This window comes from Novosphingobium fuchskuhlense (assembly GCF_001519075.1).
GTDB classification, from domain to species: domain Bacteria; phylum Pseudomonadota; class Alphaproteobacteria; order Sphingomonadales; family Sphingomonadaceae; genus Novosphingobium; species Novosphingobium fuchskuhlense.
The window spans coordinates 474,800-489,960 of the sequence record NZ_KQ954246.1 but is presented as its reverse complement, the minus strand read 5'-3'; the positions used below and the strand labels follow the sequence as shown (position 1 = coordinate 489,960).

Annotated in this window: 16 protein-coding genes; 2 read left to right on the top strand and 14 right to left on the bottom strand. The window is 67.1% G+C overall.

Features of this window, described 5'->3' with window-relative positions; all coding sequences use genetic code 11:
• Positions 1-2: 2 nt before the first annotated feature.
• From AQZ52_RS16250 to AQZ52_RS16240, 3 genes are read right to left on the bottom strand one after another with little or no spacing between them, the layout of a single operon-like run.
• On the bottom strand, positions 3-1,466 hold the full coding sequence (locus AQZ52_RS16250) for an oligosaccharide flippase family protein (protein ID WP_067913373.1): 1,464 nt from the start codon (positions 1,464-1,466) through the stop codon (positions 3-5).
• Complete coding sequence (locus AQZ52_RS16245) at positions 1,463-2,551, bottom strand: glycosyltransferase family 4 protein (protein ID WP_205626502.1); 1,089 nt, start codon at positions 2,549-2,551, stop codon at positions 1,463-1,465. The genes AQZ52_RS16250 and AQZ52_RS16245 overlap by 4 nt, the downstream gene beginning before the upstream one ends.
• Complete coding sequence (locus AQZ52_RS16240) at positions 2,548-3,417, bottom strand: glycosyltransferase family 2 protein (RefSeq protein WP_082698176.1); 870 nt, start codon at positions 3,415-3,417, stop codon at positions 2,548-2,550. Before AQZ52_RS16240 ends, AQZ52_RS16245 begins: the two co-directional genes overlap by 4 nt.
• Positions 3,418-3,592: 175 nt before the next feature.
• Here AQZ52_RS16240 and AQZ52_RS16235 point away from each other — a divergent pair, with 175 nt between their 5' ends.
• Positions 3,593-4,897, top strand: a complete 1,305-nt coding sequence (locus AQZ52_RS16235; protein WP_067913366.1) for a glycosyltransferase family 4 protein — start codon at positions 3,593-3,595, stop codon at positions 4,895-4,897.
• Here AQZ52_RS16235 and AQZ52_RS16230 read toward each other — a convergent pair.
• From AQZ52_RS16230 to rpsM, 11 genes are all read right to left on the bottom strand, one after another.
• The gene (locus AQZ52_RS16230; protein ID WP_338045536.1) at positions 4,810-5,577 is read right to left on the bottom strand and encodes a sugar transferase; all 768 of its coding nucleotides are present in this window, start codon (positions 5,575-5,577) and stop codon (positions 4,810-4,812) included. The two genes, AQZ52_RS16235 and AQZ52_RS16230, sit on opposite strands and share 88 nt — an antisense overlap.
• A 140-nt stretch (positions 5,578-5,717) precedes the next feature.
• Positions 5,718-6,023, bottom strand: a complete 306-nt coding sequence (locus AQZ52_RS16225; protein WP_067913363.1) for a hypothetical protein — start codon at positions 6,021-6,023, stop codon at positions 5,718-5,720.
• Positions 6,024-6,157: 134 nt separating this feature from the next.
• Positions 6,158-6,964 (bottom strand): NUDIX hydrolase, encoded by an 807-nt coding sequence (locus AQZ52_RS16220; protein ID WP_240481715.1) that lies wholly within the window; start codon positions 6,962-6,964, stop codon positions 6,158-6,160.
• A 411-nt stretch (positions 6,965-7,375) separates the two neighbouring features.
• Positions 7,376-7,699 carry a Grx4 family monothiol glutaredoxin gene (grxD, locus tag AQZ52_RS16215; RefSeq protein WP_067913361.1) on the bottom strand — a complete coding sequence of 108 codons (324 nt, stop codon included), beginning with the start codon at positions 7,697-7,699 and terminating at the stop codon, positions 7,376-7,378.
• Between the two features lie 36 nt (positions 7,700-7,735).
• A complete protein-coding gene (locus tag AQZ52_RS16210) occupies positions 7,736-7,969 on the bottom strand; it encodes a BolA/IbaG family iron-sulfur metabolism protein (protein WP_067913359.1) in 234 nt (77 codons plus the stop codon).
• A complete protein-coding gene (locus tag AQZ52_RS16205; RefSeq protein WP_067913357.1) occupies positions 7,969-8,292 on the bottom strand; it encodes a DUF1476 domain-containing protein in 324 nt (107 codons plus the stop codon). Before AQZ52_RS16205 ends, AQZ52_RS16210 begins: the two co-directional genes overlap by 1 nt.
• An 87-nt stretch (positions 8,293-8,379) precedes the next feature.
• On the bottom strand, positions 8,380-10,617 hold the full coding sequence (locus AQZ52_RS16200) for a prolyl oligopeptidase family serine peptidase (protein ID WP_082698172.1): 2,238 nt from the start codon (positions 10,615-10,617) through the stop codon (positions 8,380-8,382).
• A gap of 297 nt (positions 10,618-10,914) precedes the next feature.
• Positions 10,915-11,340 (bottom strand): 50S ribosomal protein L17, encoded by a 426-nt coding sequence (gene rplQ, locus AQZ52_RS16195; RefSeq protein ID WP_067913355.1) that lies wholly within the window; start codon positions 11,338-11,340, stop codon positions 10,915-10,917.
• Between the two features lie 114 nt (positions 11,341-11,454).
• A complete protein-coding gene (locus AQZ52_RS16190; protein ID WP_067913352.1) occupies positions 11,455-12,519 on the bottom strand; it encodes a DNA-directed RNA polymerase subunit alpha in 1,065 nt (354 codons plus the stop codon).
• Between the two features lie 125 nt (positions 12,520-12,644).
• On the bottom strand, positions 12,645-13,034 hold the full coding sequence (gene rpsK / locus AQZ52_RS16185) for a 30S ribosomal protein S11 (protein WP_008065643.1): 390 nt from the start codon (positions 13,032-13,034) through the stop codon (positions 12,645-12,647).
• A gap of 54 nt (positions 13,035-13,088) precedes the next feature.
• Positions 13,089-13,457, bottom strand: coding sequence for a 30S ribosomal protein S13 (gene rpsM, locus AQZ52_RS16180; protein ID WP_067913348.1), 369 nt, complete (start codon positions 13,455-13,457; stop codon positions 13,089-13,091).
• A gap of 392 nt (positions 13,458-13,849) precedes the next feature.
• Here rpsM and AQZ52_RS16175 point away from each other — a divergent pair, with 392 nt between their 5' ends.
• Positions 13,850-15,139: an MFS transporter gene (locus AQZ52_RS16175; RefSeq protein WP_082698170.1), complete on the top strand. Its 1,290-nt coding sequence runs from the start codon at positions 13,850-13,852 to the stop codon at positions 15,137-15,139.
• Positions 15,140-15,161 lie beyond the last annotated feature (22 nt).

Below are 15,161 nucleotides of genomic sequence, written 5' to 3'. Positions count from 1 at the left end.
GGTCAGGCAGGTCGCGGCGCCTCGGCCAGCAGGGCGGCAGCGCGGCGCAGTGCGGGGATGACGGGCCAGGCGGCAAGGAGCCAGCCGGCCGCGGCGCACGCGAGCGGGACAGCAAGCGCCGTCAACGGCGCGGCGCTGCCGAGCAGGCGATCAGCCGCGAACGCCGCGCCGAACGCTCCGCCGAGCGGGAAGATCACGAGACGTACCGCCTCGGCCAGCGCAGGGCGGTCGCGGCGATGGAGCGCGGTGAAGCCGAGCGCAGCGGCGGCGAGAATGGCAACGAGCGTGGCAGCAAGCGCCGCGCCGAATGCGCCCCAGGGCGCCGCGAGGACGGTGAGGCCGGCGGTGGTGATCGCGGCGACGGTCTGAACGGCAAGCACCCTGCCCTGCCGGTCCGCAACGATCAGCTCAGCCGTGGCGACGGCCGTCACGAGAGCTGCCATGCGGGCGAGGCAGAACACCGCGACGACCGGAGCTGCTCCCGCCCAGGCCGGCCCCAGCGCAAGCGGGACCACGCGGTGCGCAAACAGGGCGAGGAGCGCGAGCGCTGGCCAGCCCAGCACGGCGAAGAGCGCGGCAAGGCGCGGCCAGGACCCCGGCTTGCCCGCTGCCTCGCCGTGCGCACGCCCCGCCGCGAGCGTGGTGAGCGCGAGCATGCCGGCGGGCTGGACGAACATGTCGGCCAGCGCGGTGACCATGCGGTTCGCCGCCCGGTAGAGCCCGGAGGCCGCGGGAGAGAACGCCATGCCCAGCACGAGATCGCCGCTGTAGTTGGCGAGAAAGCTGACCAGCACGGACCCGAAGCGGCTGGCTGACCAGCGCAGCACTTCGGCGACCAGCGCGCGCGGCGGAGCGGCGAGCGCCAGCGGCGGACCTAGCGCACCAAGCGCCAGCGCCATGAGCAGGGTGCGCGCGTAGATCTGGAGGACGAGCGCCCAGAGGCCCCAGCCGGCGGCCAGCAAGGCGATGGCGGCAAGCCCTGCCCCGACTTCGGCCAGCACGGTGACCGCATAGTAGCGGCGCACGGCACCGCTGCGCAGCATGACGGATTCGGCGAAGGCGGCGAGCGCGCCGAGCAGCACCGAAGGCGCCAGCGCCAGGATGACCGGCGCCACACCGCCGCCGCGGAAGAGGTACGGCGCTGCCAGCCCGAGCGCGACGAGCAGCCCGATCCAGCCGGCCGCGACAACGACCGTCGCGGCGAGGCAGGCGCCGGCCCCTTGCGCCTGGGGCGCATCATGGGCGAGCTTGAGCAGATACTCGAACGGGCCGGTGTAGAGCATCGTGCGGGCGAGCATGACGAGCGCGCCGGCGATGGCGAACACGCCGAAATCGGCCGGGGCCAGATGACGTGTGGCCACCAGCGTGACGGCGACCATGGCGAACTGGCCGCTGACCCGCGCGGCCATGGCGATGAGCGCGGTGCCGCCTCCGGCGCGCGCGAAACGCAAGAGCCGCGCCTTCATGCCCGGCGCGCCAGATCGCGCAAGCCGGCCAACAGGCGCTGTCCGGCGCGGGCCCAGGTATAGCGCCCGGCCTGCGCGCGGCCTGCGGTGACCAGATCGGCACGCGGCAAGCCGGCAAGGGCCGCCCGCCAGGCGGCGGGATCGTCGGGATCGGCATAGCGCGCAGCATCGCCGCAGACTTCGGGCACCGCGCCGCAGGGTGCCGCAATGACCGGGCAGCCACAAAGCATCGCCTCGACCGGAGGCAGGCCGAAGCCTTCCGTCCGCGAGGGAAACAGCAGTGCCTCGGCCCCTTCGTAGAGCGCGCGCAGGGCCGCATCATTGCACGGGCCGGCGAACACAGCATCGGCCGGCGGCGCGAGACCGGCCGCTTCGAGCGCGGCGCGCGACGGCCCGACGACGACAAGCCGCAAGGGCGCAAGCGCGCCGCCGGAGAAAGCGGCAAAGACGACGGCGTTGTTCTTGTAGGCCTTGGGGCTGCCGAACATCAGCGCATAGCCGCGCTGGGCAAGACCGAGCCGGGCCAACGCTTCCGGATCGGGCTCCGTTTCGAGGATATGGTCGGCGCCGTTGTGGAGCACGGCCGCGACATTGCTGCCGGTGACGCCGCCCCGGGCCAGTTCGCCCGCCGAGAAGGCCGAGACGGTCAGGACCTGCGCGCTCGACCGGGCCATGAGCGGGGTGAGCAGGCGGTAGCCGAGGCGCTGCCGCCACGGGTAGGAACTATCGGCACGCAGGAACTGCGCATCGTGCAGCATGGTGACTTTCGGCCGGTGCGCGAGCGGCGCGAGATTGGCGAGGTTGACCAGCAGCCCCCCGGCCGCCAGCCGGGGCAGCCGGAACTGCTCCCACCCCTGGCTGGCAGGGCGATCATCCTCGATCAGCTGGATGGCCCTGAGCGGCAGGCCATCGGCACAGCCCCGGGGCACGATCAGCGCGCAGGGCGGATCATCCGGCGATGGCGCTGCCGCAAGGAGTTCATCCACTTCGGTGATGAGCCGCGCGGCGACGCGGTGGACTCCGTTGAGGCCCCCGGCGCGAAACTTTCCATTGAAGACGACGCGGCGCATCGGGGCGGCGCTCACATCCGCTCGATCTTGCGCGGATCGATGCGCCCGAGCACAAGATCAAGCAGCGCGCGCATGTTGCCGGCAAGGCGGCCCGCGCGGTCGATATGCGGCTCGGGAAACGGAGCACGCAGCAGATTGGCGGCAAGGTTCTGCCAGAACAGGCGCTGCGCGAGCCACATCGGGATCGTGCCCTTGTGCAGCAGATAGACGATATTGGCGACTTGCGAATAGCCGAGCCGCAGCCCTGAGGTGCGCCCGCCGCGCACGCCAAGATGGACGCCGGTGACACGGCCGCTGGACACAAGCGAACCGCGCCGGGCAAGGCGCATGGTGAGATCGATATCCTCCTGCCAGCCATAGAGCGGCAGCGCCTCGTCAAAGCGAAGACCCCGCATCTGGGCCATGCGCAGCGCCATGTTGCAACCATAGAGTGCGGTGCGCGGCGTGATCGCGTGATCGAGCCCGGCGGCATACTGCTCGATCCGCGCGAGCGCCTGCTGGATCGTGAAACCGCCGTGACGCACCCCGTCTGCCACGAGATTGCCGGTAATCCCGGCTATCCCCGGATCGGAGGCAAACAGATCCTCCACCGCGGCGAGATAACCCGGCGCCATCACGAAATCATCGTCGAGGAACAGGACGATGTCGGCCCGGCCCTCCAGCAGATCGAGCGCGCGGTTGCGCTGCCGGCACAAGCCTTTGGGGGACAGGGCGAGGTCTGGCCGGACCGCGCTTTCGCCGGCCGTGCCGAAATCCTCCTGCGACGGAGCAACGATCAGGACGCCATCGGGTCGCCGCGTTTGCCGGGCGATGAGATCGACCGTTTCGCGCAGCAGCGCGGGCCGACCGACCGTGGCGATAGCGATATGGATACGCAGCATCAAGCAAGAGCCCCCGAACCTGCGCCGCTCCAGCCGAGCGGCCAGCCCGGTCTAGCCCCCTTGCGCGGGCGCGCCCACGAAGGTTGTCTCCGAACCCGACCCGTTAGCGGGCGCGCCTGGGGCCGGGCCAGTGTTAGGAAAAGACCGTAGCCACAGCAGGAAGCCCCCTCCGCGCATGAACCAGATCGCATCGAGCCCCGCCGAAATCGTCATCAATGGCCGTTTCCTGATGCAACCGGTGACCGGCGTGCAGCGGGTAGCGCGCGAACTGACCTGCGCGCTCGACCGGCTGGTGGCCGAGGAAAGCCTGCCGGTCGCGCTGCGGCTGGTCTGCGAACCCGAGGCGGAGCTGGACGATCTGGGGCTGCGGGTGACGCAGGTTGAGCGCGCGGCGAGCCGCTGGGGGCGCAAGCTGGGCGGCCATGCCTGGGAGCAGCTGGTCCTGCCCGGGCACGTGCGCGGCGGGCACCTGCTCTGCCTGGGCAACACCGCGCCGTTTGCCTCGCTCCACGCACGGCAGGGGGTGACGGTGATGATCCATGATCTGTCGTACCGGCAGTTTCCGCTCGCCTACCGGCTGCATTACCGGCTGGGCCACCGCATCATGTTGCCCTCGCTGCTGCGCCGGGCGCAGACGATCCTCACCGTTTCGGAGCGGGAGAAGGCGATGCTGGCAGCGCTGCGCCCTGAAGCGCGCGGGCGCATCCGCGTGGCGCAGAACGGTGGCTGGGGCCGTGCGGCCCCGATGGCCGAGGCGGTGACTGCGGGCGGCGATGCACCCGAGCCGGGCTACATGCTGTTCGTGGGATCGCTTTCCCGGCGCAAGAATATCCACGGCGTGCTGGCCGTGGCCGTGCGCCTTGCCCGCGAGGACGGGCTGCGCACACTGATCGTGGGTGGCGGAAGCGATATCCTTTCACCGATTGCCGGCGAAGTTCCGGCAGACGTCGCCCACCTGGTGCGATTTGCCGGGCCCGTGACCGGGCTCGACGCGCTGGGGCAGCTCTATCGCAATGCCGGGTGCGTGCTGTTCCCCTCGTTCTACGAAGCGAGCGCACTGCCACCGATCGAGGCGATGCACTTCGGCTGCCCGGTGGTCGTTTCCGCCATTCCGGCGCTGACCGAACGGTGCGGAACCGCGGCGGTCTATTGCGATCCGCACGATGTCGATGACATGGTCGCCGCCGTCAGGCGCGTGCTGGCCGATCCCGCGCCGCTTGCCGCCAAGGGCCTGCTGCATGCCGCACACTGGACCTGGCGGGATCAGGCCGTGCGCGTGCTGGACGCCGTGCTCGGACCGGAGGTGATGGAAGCGCAGCAAAAAGCCCGCCGGAGCGCTGAAGCTCCGGCGGGCGAGGCGCCAGGGATGGATTTGATGCTGGCCGGAGAGCCTCAGCAGGCTCCCTGCCCGCGCAGCACCGAGGGCACGGTGAGCAACAGGATCCCGACATTGAGCGGCACCGACTGCGAGCGGGCATAAGCCAGATCGAAGGCAACGCGGCGGCGGTAGCTTGTCCGATCCTGCCGCTTGACCTGCCACAGGCCGGTGATCCCGGGCTTGAGGCTGCAATAGACCGGGAAATGGCGACCGTAGCGCGTGGCCTCTGCCGCCGTGATCGGACGCGGGCCAACAAGGCTCATTTCCCCGCGCAGGACGTTGATCAGTTGCGGCAGCTCATCAAGACAGCTGCGGCGCAGAAAGCGTCCGATAGGCGTGATCCGCGGATCCAGCCGCAACTTGTGCGTTTCGGCCCATTCCGCCCGCGCGGCGGGATCGGTTTCCAGCAAACGCGCGAGGCGTTCGCCGGCATCGACCGTCATCGAACGGAACTTGAGGCAGTGGAACGTGCGGCCGCCCTGCCCGACGCGGCTGTGGGCGAAGAGCAGCGGGCCGGGATCGAAGACCTTGATCGCCAGCGCGACGGCCACCAGCACCGGGGATAGCAAAACGAGGGCCGCGCATGCCCCGACAAGATCGAGCGCGCGCAGCGCCCAGGCCTGACGCGGCGGAGCAAGCGGCTGGCGGGGCGGCAGGGACGGGCGTTCGGCAAGCGGCACAGCGGCGAGCTTGCTGCGCCCCGGCAGGGCAAGGGGGATTTCGGAAATGGTGGCAGGTTCGGAAATCCAGGGTTCGGCCTGGACAGGCATAAGGCTGTTCACTGCTCAGGTCTCCATCGAGGCCCGCACGCCGGAAGGGGCGGCAGTGACGTCATGATGGAGTGCGATGCAGCAGCGGTCAGGCGGTGATGCCCCCGGGACGGTTTGATTTGGGCGCCACGTAACGGTTGACGCGGACGGTATTACCAGAGCCGACTGACACCCCACACGATCGCCGCCCACAGCACGAGCGAGCTGCCTACCGGGAAGGCAACGCGCAGCCAGCCGGGATAGAGCGGCTCTGCGACAGTCTCGTCCGGGGCGGTGCGCTGGATCAGTTCAGCCTGGAGCTGGTGCACAGGCGAAGGGGCCGGAACCGCCAGTTCGTCGGCAAGTCGCGCCGGTGCTGCGGCAACCGGCATAGCCCCGCGCGCATCCGGTGCGCCGGAAAATGGCGCTTCCGAAGCAGCGGGAATGGCGCTTTCGGGGCGTGGCTGGGCAGCGGGCATCGGGAACCTCCGCTCAGAAATTTAGCGGGGTGCCATGAAGCGAGGCTTGCGCGAATCTATGTATTTTTACTTAGGTATATGCAGCGCAACGAAAAACCCGCTGCGCTGCACAATCACCTCCATCTCGGAGCAGTCTATGCCCGGTCTGCCTGATCGAGCGGTTCGCCATCGACCGGGTAACCCGCGTCGGCGGGAATCATCAGCCAACGCGTCCCATCGCGCAGCTCGATCCGCGGGGTGACGGTGACGATAGGCGTGGCAAGCGCATGGGCACGCGCCGCACCGAAATGGTCAAACTGCGCCAGACGTTCGAGATTCCGGCGGGTGGGAAAGATGATCTTGATCGCCTTCTCGTCGGCGAGGCGCAGCGCCTCGGCCGCGCTCGCCCAGAACAGGTGACGATTCTCGGTCGTATCGGCCGTGACGTCCACCGCGCCGGTGCCGAGATCGGCAAGGTAGAACCGGGTATCGAACACCCGCATGTTGCGATGCCGTGGCCACCACCGTGCAAAAGGCACGAGCGCATCGAAATCGAGGTCCCAATCAAAGGCTTCGAGCACATCGGCAAGGCGCCCGGTATCCAGCAGGAGGCGGCGGGCAGCCGCCGCGCGTTCCGCATCAATGGCGCCGACAAGCCCCACCGCAAGGCCGGTTTCCTCGAGCGTCTCGCGCACGGCGGTGATGCGGCCAGCCGCGTCCGCCGGATCGAGCTCAAGGCCGGTGCGCGCCAAGAAGGCCCCCGCCAACTCAGTATCCGCGGGATCCACCTTGCCACCAGGGAACACGGTTGCCCCACCGGCGAAGGCGAGACTGCCCGATCGTTCGACCATCAGGATATGCGCCGGGCCACCGGCGGGATCGTGGCGGAAGACCACAAGGGTCGCGGCGGGAGTGGCGGGGGCGGCATCCGCGTGTTCACCCATGTCATCGAGATCGTCCATGTGCGGACCATGCTACAAGCGGCAGGGGCTTGCCAAGCAGTCCGGCACCGCTTTGCCGGGCTTCTTCTCCAAAGTGACAGGGCCCTGTCGGCAGACTTTACAAGGCTGCGAAGCGGGAGCGGGGCATCGGTGGCAAAAGCATCGATTTTTTGGGTGGATTTGGCGTTTGGCATGGTGCCTGCATAGACTGTGTCGTCCTGAGAGTGTCTTCCCAGAGGCGGAACCGTTCCCCCCGGTCTCCCGGTTCCGCCTCTCCAGGCCCCATCGCCTGACAAGCCCCGCGTGCGGATCCACCCCCCACCCGCGCGCGGGGCCGGACGGCTCTTCCCCATCCTCCACGGCTTCACGAAACGCGAAACGCGGCCCCGCTTGTGGCGGAGCCGCGTTTCTGTATTCGCCACCGCGCAGGGTTCAGGCCTGCGTGACCTCAGCGTCGACCATCAGCTGCTGCAGCTCGCCGGCCTGGTACATCTCCATCATGATGTCTGAACCGCCTACAAATTCGCCCTTCACGTAGAGCTGCGGGATCGTCGGCCAATCGGAGAAGGCTTTGATGCCCTGCCGGATCTCCATGTCCTGGAGCACATCGACCGAGGCGTATTCCACGCCGAGGTGATCGAGGATGGCGATGGCCTTGCTGGAGAAACCACACTGCGGAAACAGCGGCGTTCCCTTCATGAACAGGACGACGTCGTTGCTGCCGACGATTTCTGCGATACGCTCGTTAGTAGACATGGGGTTTTACCGGGCTTTCGTGGCTTTGCGTGGAGATCAGGTGGGGACGGCAGTGGTCACTTGCAAGGCGTGGAGCACCCCGCCCACGCGCTCACCCAGCGCGCCGTAGACCGCCTTGTGCTGCGCAACGCGGCTGAGGCCGGCAAACGAAGGCGCGACAACATGGGCGGCATAGTGATCGCCATCGCCGGCGAGATCGGTGATCGTGACTTCCGCATCGGGGATTGCGGCGCGGATAAGCGCCTCAATCTCTGCCGCCGGCATCGGCATCAGGCTTCGCCCGTGATCTGGCGGCGCGCTTCGATCGCCTGCTCTGCCAGCGCGGAGCGGATTTCGGCCTCGTCCACTTCGACCTTGGCCATGGTCAGATCGCCGAGCAGCTTGCGCACGACGTCCTCGTCACCTGCTTCCTCGAACTCGGCCTGCACGACGGCACGGGCATAGGCCTCGGTCTCTGCGGCATCGAGGCCCATGCGCTGCGCCGCCCAATGGCCGAGCAGCTTGTTGCGGCGCGCCTGGATGCGAAACAGGGTATCTTCATCGTGCGCAAACTTGGCTTCCTCGGCGCGTTCACGGTCCTGGAACGAGGTCATATCTGGTCTTTCCTGTCGGTGGCGCCGCCCGCTCGTGGCGGCTTCAGGTGTGTGGGATAGTGATCGCGGCGTCCGGCTGCAAGCGCCCTATTCGAGCGGGAGCCCGGTCCATTTTGCAAGAAAGGCAAGGACGTCGGCCCCGCTGGCGATCACCTTGTCGACCGGCTTGCCGGGACCGTGGCCGGCCTGTGCCTCAACCCGCAGCAGATGCGGACGCGCGCCGAGATCGGCGGCCTGCAGCGCGGCGACATATTTGAAGCTGTGCGCGGGGACGACGCGGTCGTCGGTATCGGCGGTCGTGACCAGAATCGCGGGGTACTCTGCGCGGGGGCGGATGTTGTGATAGGGCGAATAGGCGCGCAGCACGCGCCAGTCGGCCTCGCGCGCGGGGCTGCCGTAGTCATCGACCCAGAAGCGGCCCGAGGTGAAACGGTCGAATCGCAGCATATCCATCACCCCGACATCGGGATTGGCGGCGGCGAAGAGATCGGGGCGCTGGTTGATCACCGCGGCGACCAGCATGCCGCCGTTGGAGCCGCCCTGAATGGCAAGCCCACCCTTGGCCGCGATCCCCTCCTTGATGAGATATTCGCCCGCAGCGATGAAATCGTCGAAGCTGTTCTGCTTGTTGGCTAGGCGCCCCGCATCATACCATGCGCGGCCGAATTCGCCCCCGCCGCGGATATTGGCGAGCGCGAACACGCCGCCTGCCTCGAGCCAGGCCATGCGAACCGGCGAATAGCCCGGCGTGAGCGCGACATCGAAGCCGCCGTAGCCATAGAGCAGCGTCGGCGCGGCCGCACCGGAACTGGCAAGGCTGCGCTTGCGCACGACATACATGGGCACCTTGGTGCCGTCTTTCGACGGGAACGTGCGCTGCTCGACGACATAGTCGTCCGGATTGAACGACAGGCGCGGGACGGCAAACGGCGTGGCCTTGCCCGTGCGCGTATCGAGGCGGAAGATCGACGGCGGCTGGTTGAAACTGGAGAACTGGTAGAAGGTCTCCGGATCGCCGGGTCGCCCCCCGAACCCGCTTGCCGAACCGATCGCGTCCACCGTGATGGCACGCTGGGGATGCCCGTTCAGATCGGTGACGACGGCGTAACTCGCCCCCTGTTGGAGATAGGACAGAATGAGCCGCCTGCCGACAATGCGGCCGGCATCGAGCGTATCGAGCCGCTCGTCGATCACCGTGTTGATGCTGAACTGACCAGGCTGCTGGCGATCGAGATTGACGCGCACGAGGCGGTAGTGCGGCGCGCCGGCATTGGTAATGAACCACAGCTGGTCACCGATACCTTCGATGAACTTCCAGTCGTCGGTCATTTCGGCCGCAATAGGCAGCGCGGGCCAGTCCTGCGCCCCAGCCGCGAGCCTGCCGCGCACCAGCGGGATGACATGAACGGTGCGGCGCGGGAGCGTGCTGGCCGACGAAATGATGACGGCCCAGCGCCCGTCGGAGGAGACAGCGAGGCGGTGGTTCCAATCGCGGTGATCGGGGGTGGCGAAGACCTTGACATCGGCGCTCTGCGGCGTGCCGACGCGGTGGTACCAGATGGCCTTGTCGTAGACCGGCGCGCGGTAGGCCTCGCCCTCGGGCGGCGCCGGATAGCGGGCATAGAGGAAGCCGCCGTCGCCAACCCATCCGATCGCGGTGTCGTTAGCCCATTCAAGCCGGTCTGCCAGCATCGCGCCCGTGTTGACATCGACCAGGCGGATCGTGCGCCAGTCGCTGCCGTCGCGCTGCTGGGTCAACGCGACGAGGCGGCCTGCCGGCGAAGGCACCCAGGCATCGAGCGTGCGCAGGCCTTCGCCGGTTTCGGTGCTCCAGTTGTTCGGATCGACAAGGACGCGGCCTGTGCCGCCCAGCCCTTCGCGCACCTGCAGCACGGCCTGATTCTGGAGGCCGCTGTTGCGTGTGTAGAAATAGCGGCCACCCGCCTTGCGCGGCAGGCTGAAGCGTTCATAAGCGAACAGGCTGCGGATCTTCTCGCGCAGCGCATTGCGGCCGGGAAGCTCGGCCAGATAGGCCGAGCTGGCGGCATTCTGCTGCTGGACCCACGTTGCGACTTCGGGGCTGGAGCGCACATCCGCCTCGAGCCAGCGGTAAGGATCGGCGAGATCCTCGCCGAACTGATGCTCGATCAGGGAATCGCGTCGCGTGGGCGGATAGCGCGGGGCCGACAGCGCGGTAATTCCGAAGACGCTCGGCAGACGATCGGCCTTGCGCTCTGTCGCGGATGGCTGGACGTTTTCGGCAGTGGTATAGGACGTTGGGCCGCGAACAGGCACTGTCAGCGCCTCGGCCTCCTCACGGGCCATAGCCTCCGGCGCTGGCAGGAAGACTGCCGCCGCCAGGACCGCCCATCCGATCCTTCCCACGATTTTCATCTTTATGAGAGGGCTTTAGCACCATCAGGGGGCAGTGGGCGAGAGCGAAATCGTGCGGGGCCTGCGGGTAAGGGATCGGCAGGGTTTCGGGGCCTTTCGCAGGTTCCGGCACGCGTTGTGCGTTGCAGCTCAGGATGGCTTCCGACGCAGGACGCGGATGGCGCCCAAATGAAAAGGGCGGAGCCTCGCGGCTCCGCCCCAGTTCGTCCCTTGCGGGATCCGGCAGCCTCAGGCCGCTTCGTATTCGTCTTCGTCCGCGGTCAGCACAGGGCCCGAATCCTGGCCCTTGGCGCTGGTGTCGCGATCGACCAGTTCGATCACCGCGAGCGGCGCAGCGTCCGAGGCGCGGTAGCCGGCCTTGATGATGCGGGTGTAGCCACCAGCGCGGCCGGCATAGCGTTCGGCGAGCGTGGTGAAGAGCTTGGCGAGCTGCGCGTCGTCAAGCAGGCGGGCATGCGCGAGGCGGCGATTGGAAAGGCCGCCGTGCTTGCCCAGCGTGATCAGCTTTTCGATATAGGGGCGCAGTTCACGGGCCTTGGGCAGCGTGGTGGTGATCTGCTCGTGCTTGATGAGCGCGGCCGCCATGTTGCGCATCAGCGCGCGGCGGTGCGAGGACGTACGACCCAGCTTACGCTGGCCCAGCTTGTGACGCATCGGTCTTCTCCGTTCGTTAGGGGCCCGTATCAGGTAGCCCGTACCAGGCGGTTTTCACGGGTGCCGCCCAAAACCCGAAGGGGCGCTCCTTTGCGGAAACGCCCCCGATCCGGTTCAGCCCAGAAGCTCCTGCTCGAGCTTCTTGGCCATCTCTTCGATGTTCTCCGGCGGCCAGCCGGGGATGTCCATGCCGAGGCGCAGACCCATCGAGGAGAGCACTTCCTTGATTTCGTTGAGCGACTTGCGGCCGAAGTTCGGCGTACGCAGCATCTCCGCTTCGGTCTTCTGCACGAGATCGCCGATGTAGATGATGTTGTCGTTCTTGAGGCAGTTGGCCGAGCGGACCGAAAGCTCCAGTTCGTCCACCTTCTTGAGGAGGTAGCGGTTGAGCTGGTTGGCGTCGCTTTCCTCGGGCGTATGGACTGCGATACCGCCGCCCATCGCCGGCACGTGGCCGCTGGGCAGCTGATCGTCGAAGTGCACGAAGAGCGAGAGCTGGTCCTGCAGGATGCGGGCCGCATAGGCGACTGCATCTTCCGGCGTGACGGTGCCGTCGGTCTCGACCGAAAGGCTCAGCTTGTCGTAGTCAAGCTCCTGGCCGATGCGGGCGTTGTCGATCTTGTAGGACACCTGGCGGACCGGCGAATAAAGCGAGTCCACCGGGATCAGGCCGATCGGTGCATCGACCGGACGGTTCGACACGGCCGGGACGTAGCCCTTGCCGGTATCAGCCGTCAGTTCCATGTTGAAGGTCGCGCCTTCATCGAGGTTGCAGATCACGAGGTCCTTGTTCATGACCTCGATATCGCCGCTCACCGCGATGTCACCAGCCTTCACTTCGCCCGGGCCGGTGGCCGAAAGCTGCAGACGCTTCGGGCCATCGCCCTGCATCTTGAGGGCGATCTGCTTCACATTGAGCACGATGTCGGTGACGTCCTCGCGCACGCCGGCGAGCGAGGAGAATTCATGCAGAACGTTCTCGATCTTGATCGAGGTGACGGCCGCGCCCTGCAGCGAGGACAGCAGCACGCGGCGCAGCGCGTTGCCGAGGGTGAGACCAAAGCCACGCTCGAGCGGCTCAGCGACAAACGTCGCGCGGCGCTTCGGGTCGTTGCCGGGCTTGATCTCGAGGGAGTTGGGCTTCTTCAGTTCCTGCCAGTTCTTGATGTTGACAGTCATGGAATTCCCCTAGGGTTATCGGAGGATGCCGGCGACTGGCCACAGGGGCCGACGCCGATCAGAATCTTGGGCGGGCGTGGCAGGTGCGGGACGCGCCCCGCATCTGCCGCCCACCACAGGCAGGATCAGACGCGGCGACGCTTCGACGGACGAACGCCGTTGTGCGGGATCGGCGTCACGTCGCGGATCGCGGTGATCGTGAAGCCGACCGCCTGCAGCGCGCGGAGCGCGCTTTCGCGGCCCGAGCCGGGGCCCTTCACTTCGACCTCGAGCGTGCGGACGCCGTGTTCGGCCGCCTTCTTGCCCGCGTCGTCTGCCGCGACCTGTGCGGCATAGGGCGTCGACTTGCGGCTGCCCTTGAAGCCCATCATGCCGGCCGACGACCACGAAATGGCGTTGCCCTGTGCATCGGTGATGGTGATCATGGTGTTGTTGAAGCTGGCATTGACGTGCGCGACACCACTGGTGATGTTCTTGCGCTCGCGCCGCTTGATACGCTGAGGTTCCCGGGCCATTGTACTGAAATCCTGTCGAAAGAAGTGCCTGGAAGTCGGGGCTGAAGAGCCGCCTTACTTCTTCTTGCCGGCGATCGCCTTGGCCTTGCCCTTGCGGGTGCGGGCGTTGGTGTGGGTGCGCTGGCCGCGAACGGGCAGACCCTTGCGGTGACGCAGGCCGCGGTAGCAAGCCAGATCCATCAGGCGCTTGATGTTCATCGCGGTCTCACGACGAAGATCACCTTCCACGGTGTGTTCAGCGTCGATCGTCTCACGGATCTGGAGCACTTCGGCGTCCGACAGATCCTGCACGCGGCGGGTGTGATCGATCCCGAGCTTGTCGGCGATCTGCTTGGCCTTGTGCGCACCGATACCGTGAATATAGGTCAGCGCGATGATAACGCGCTTGTTGGTGGGGATATTGACCCCGGCAATACGAGCCACTTGTTTCTCCATGCTCCACAGGGTGAAAGCAGCGGCACCTCAGGGCACCGCGCCAGACCCCATCTCATCGCTATACACCCGGTGCACGAAGGTAACTTCGCCAGAGGTAACCCGCAAAACTCACGGATTGCCAACCGACGCAATGACCCTTGTCATATCGAGTGAATGGCGCGCTTAGGACGATTCGAGTGGACCGTCAACCACTAAGACACAGCAAAGCGTAGCCCTCGCGCCTCTCGGGCACGACCGCGCTGTATGATGAGGGTTTATACCGTATCGGGGCGGCAAGGTCAAAGGCGTCTGCTGCCATGGACAATTCGATGGGCGGGTATGCTTGTCGTTCCGCCCCGCCCTGCTAGCGTGCGCGGCCGGGCACAGGGGGGCAATCGCACATGACGGCAGGGGTGAACGAGCGCGCGCTGGTCCGCAAGATTGGCTGGCGGGTCCTGCCGTTCATCCTGTTCAGCTACTTCGTTGCCATGGTGGACCGCGGCAACATCAGCTTTGCCGCCGCGACCATGAACGCCGATCTCGGCTTCAGCGAAACAGTTTACGGGCTGGGCGCGTCCGCCTTCTTTCTCGGCTACTCGCTGCTGGAGGTGCCTTCGAATCTGATGCTAGCCCGCTTCGGCGCCCGGATCTGGCTGGCGCGGATCATGCTGACCTGGGGCGTGATCTCGATTCTCACCGCCTTCATCCAAACGCCCTGGCAATTCTATGCGATGCGCTTTGCCCTGGGCGTGGCTGAAGCCGGGTTCTATCCGGGTGCGATCCTCTATCTTTCGACGTGGTTCCCGGGCGAGCACCGCGCCTGGGCGATCAGTCGGTTCTACGTTTCGCTGCCGCTCTCCTACGTGGTGATGGGCAGCATCGCGGCACCCTTGCTCGCCCTGCACGGGATGGCCGGGCTGCACGGCTGGCAGTGGCTGCTGATCGTGGAGGGCATGCCATCGGTATTGCTCGCGCTGGTCCTGATTGCGGCCCTGCCCGACCAGCCGGGCACCGCACGGTGGCTGACTTTGGCGGAACGCTGCTGGCTGGAAGACCGGCTTGCTCGAGAGGCTGCGGCAGCCGGTGCGCTATCACACCACGTGCTGCGAGCGCTGCTCAATCCCTTCGTGGTGATGCTGGGCGCAGCCAACGCGCTGAACTACGTGGCGATCAACGCGATCGCCTTTTCCGCCCCCAAGCTGCTGGCGGCGGGGACCGGGATGGATGTTGCGGGCGTTGGCCGGGTGGTTTCGGCGGGCGGACTGGCGATTGCGCTGGGGCTGCTCATCGTCGGCCCGCTGGCGGGCAAGACGGTGGCCCGCACGCTGATGGCCTATTCAGGCTTCATGGGCCTCGCCGCGGCGGGCCTCTCGGTGCTGTGGCTTGCCGCAAGCCCGACGAGCACGATCGCCGGCTATATCCTGTTCTTCGCTGCCGCGCAGACGGCAGGCATGCTGCCGCTGGCCGTGGTAAGCCGCCTGATACCCGAACGCGACCGTCCGGCGGGACTCGCCATGGCCAACACGATCTCGCAAGGCGTCGCGTTTTTCGGTCCGCTCACGTGGGGCGTGCTCGCCGATGCAACCGGCAGCTATCGGCTCGGCGTGGCACTGCTGATCCCGCTGTCGCTCGGCGCGGCGGGAATGGCGCAAGTCGCACGGCTGCGCGCGCGAACCGTGCGCGCAGGCTGAAGGGAGCGCCGCGCCGCGCAGC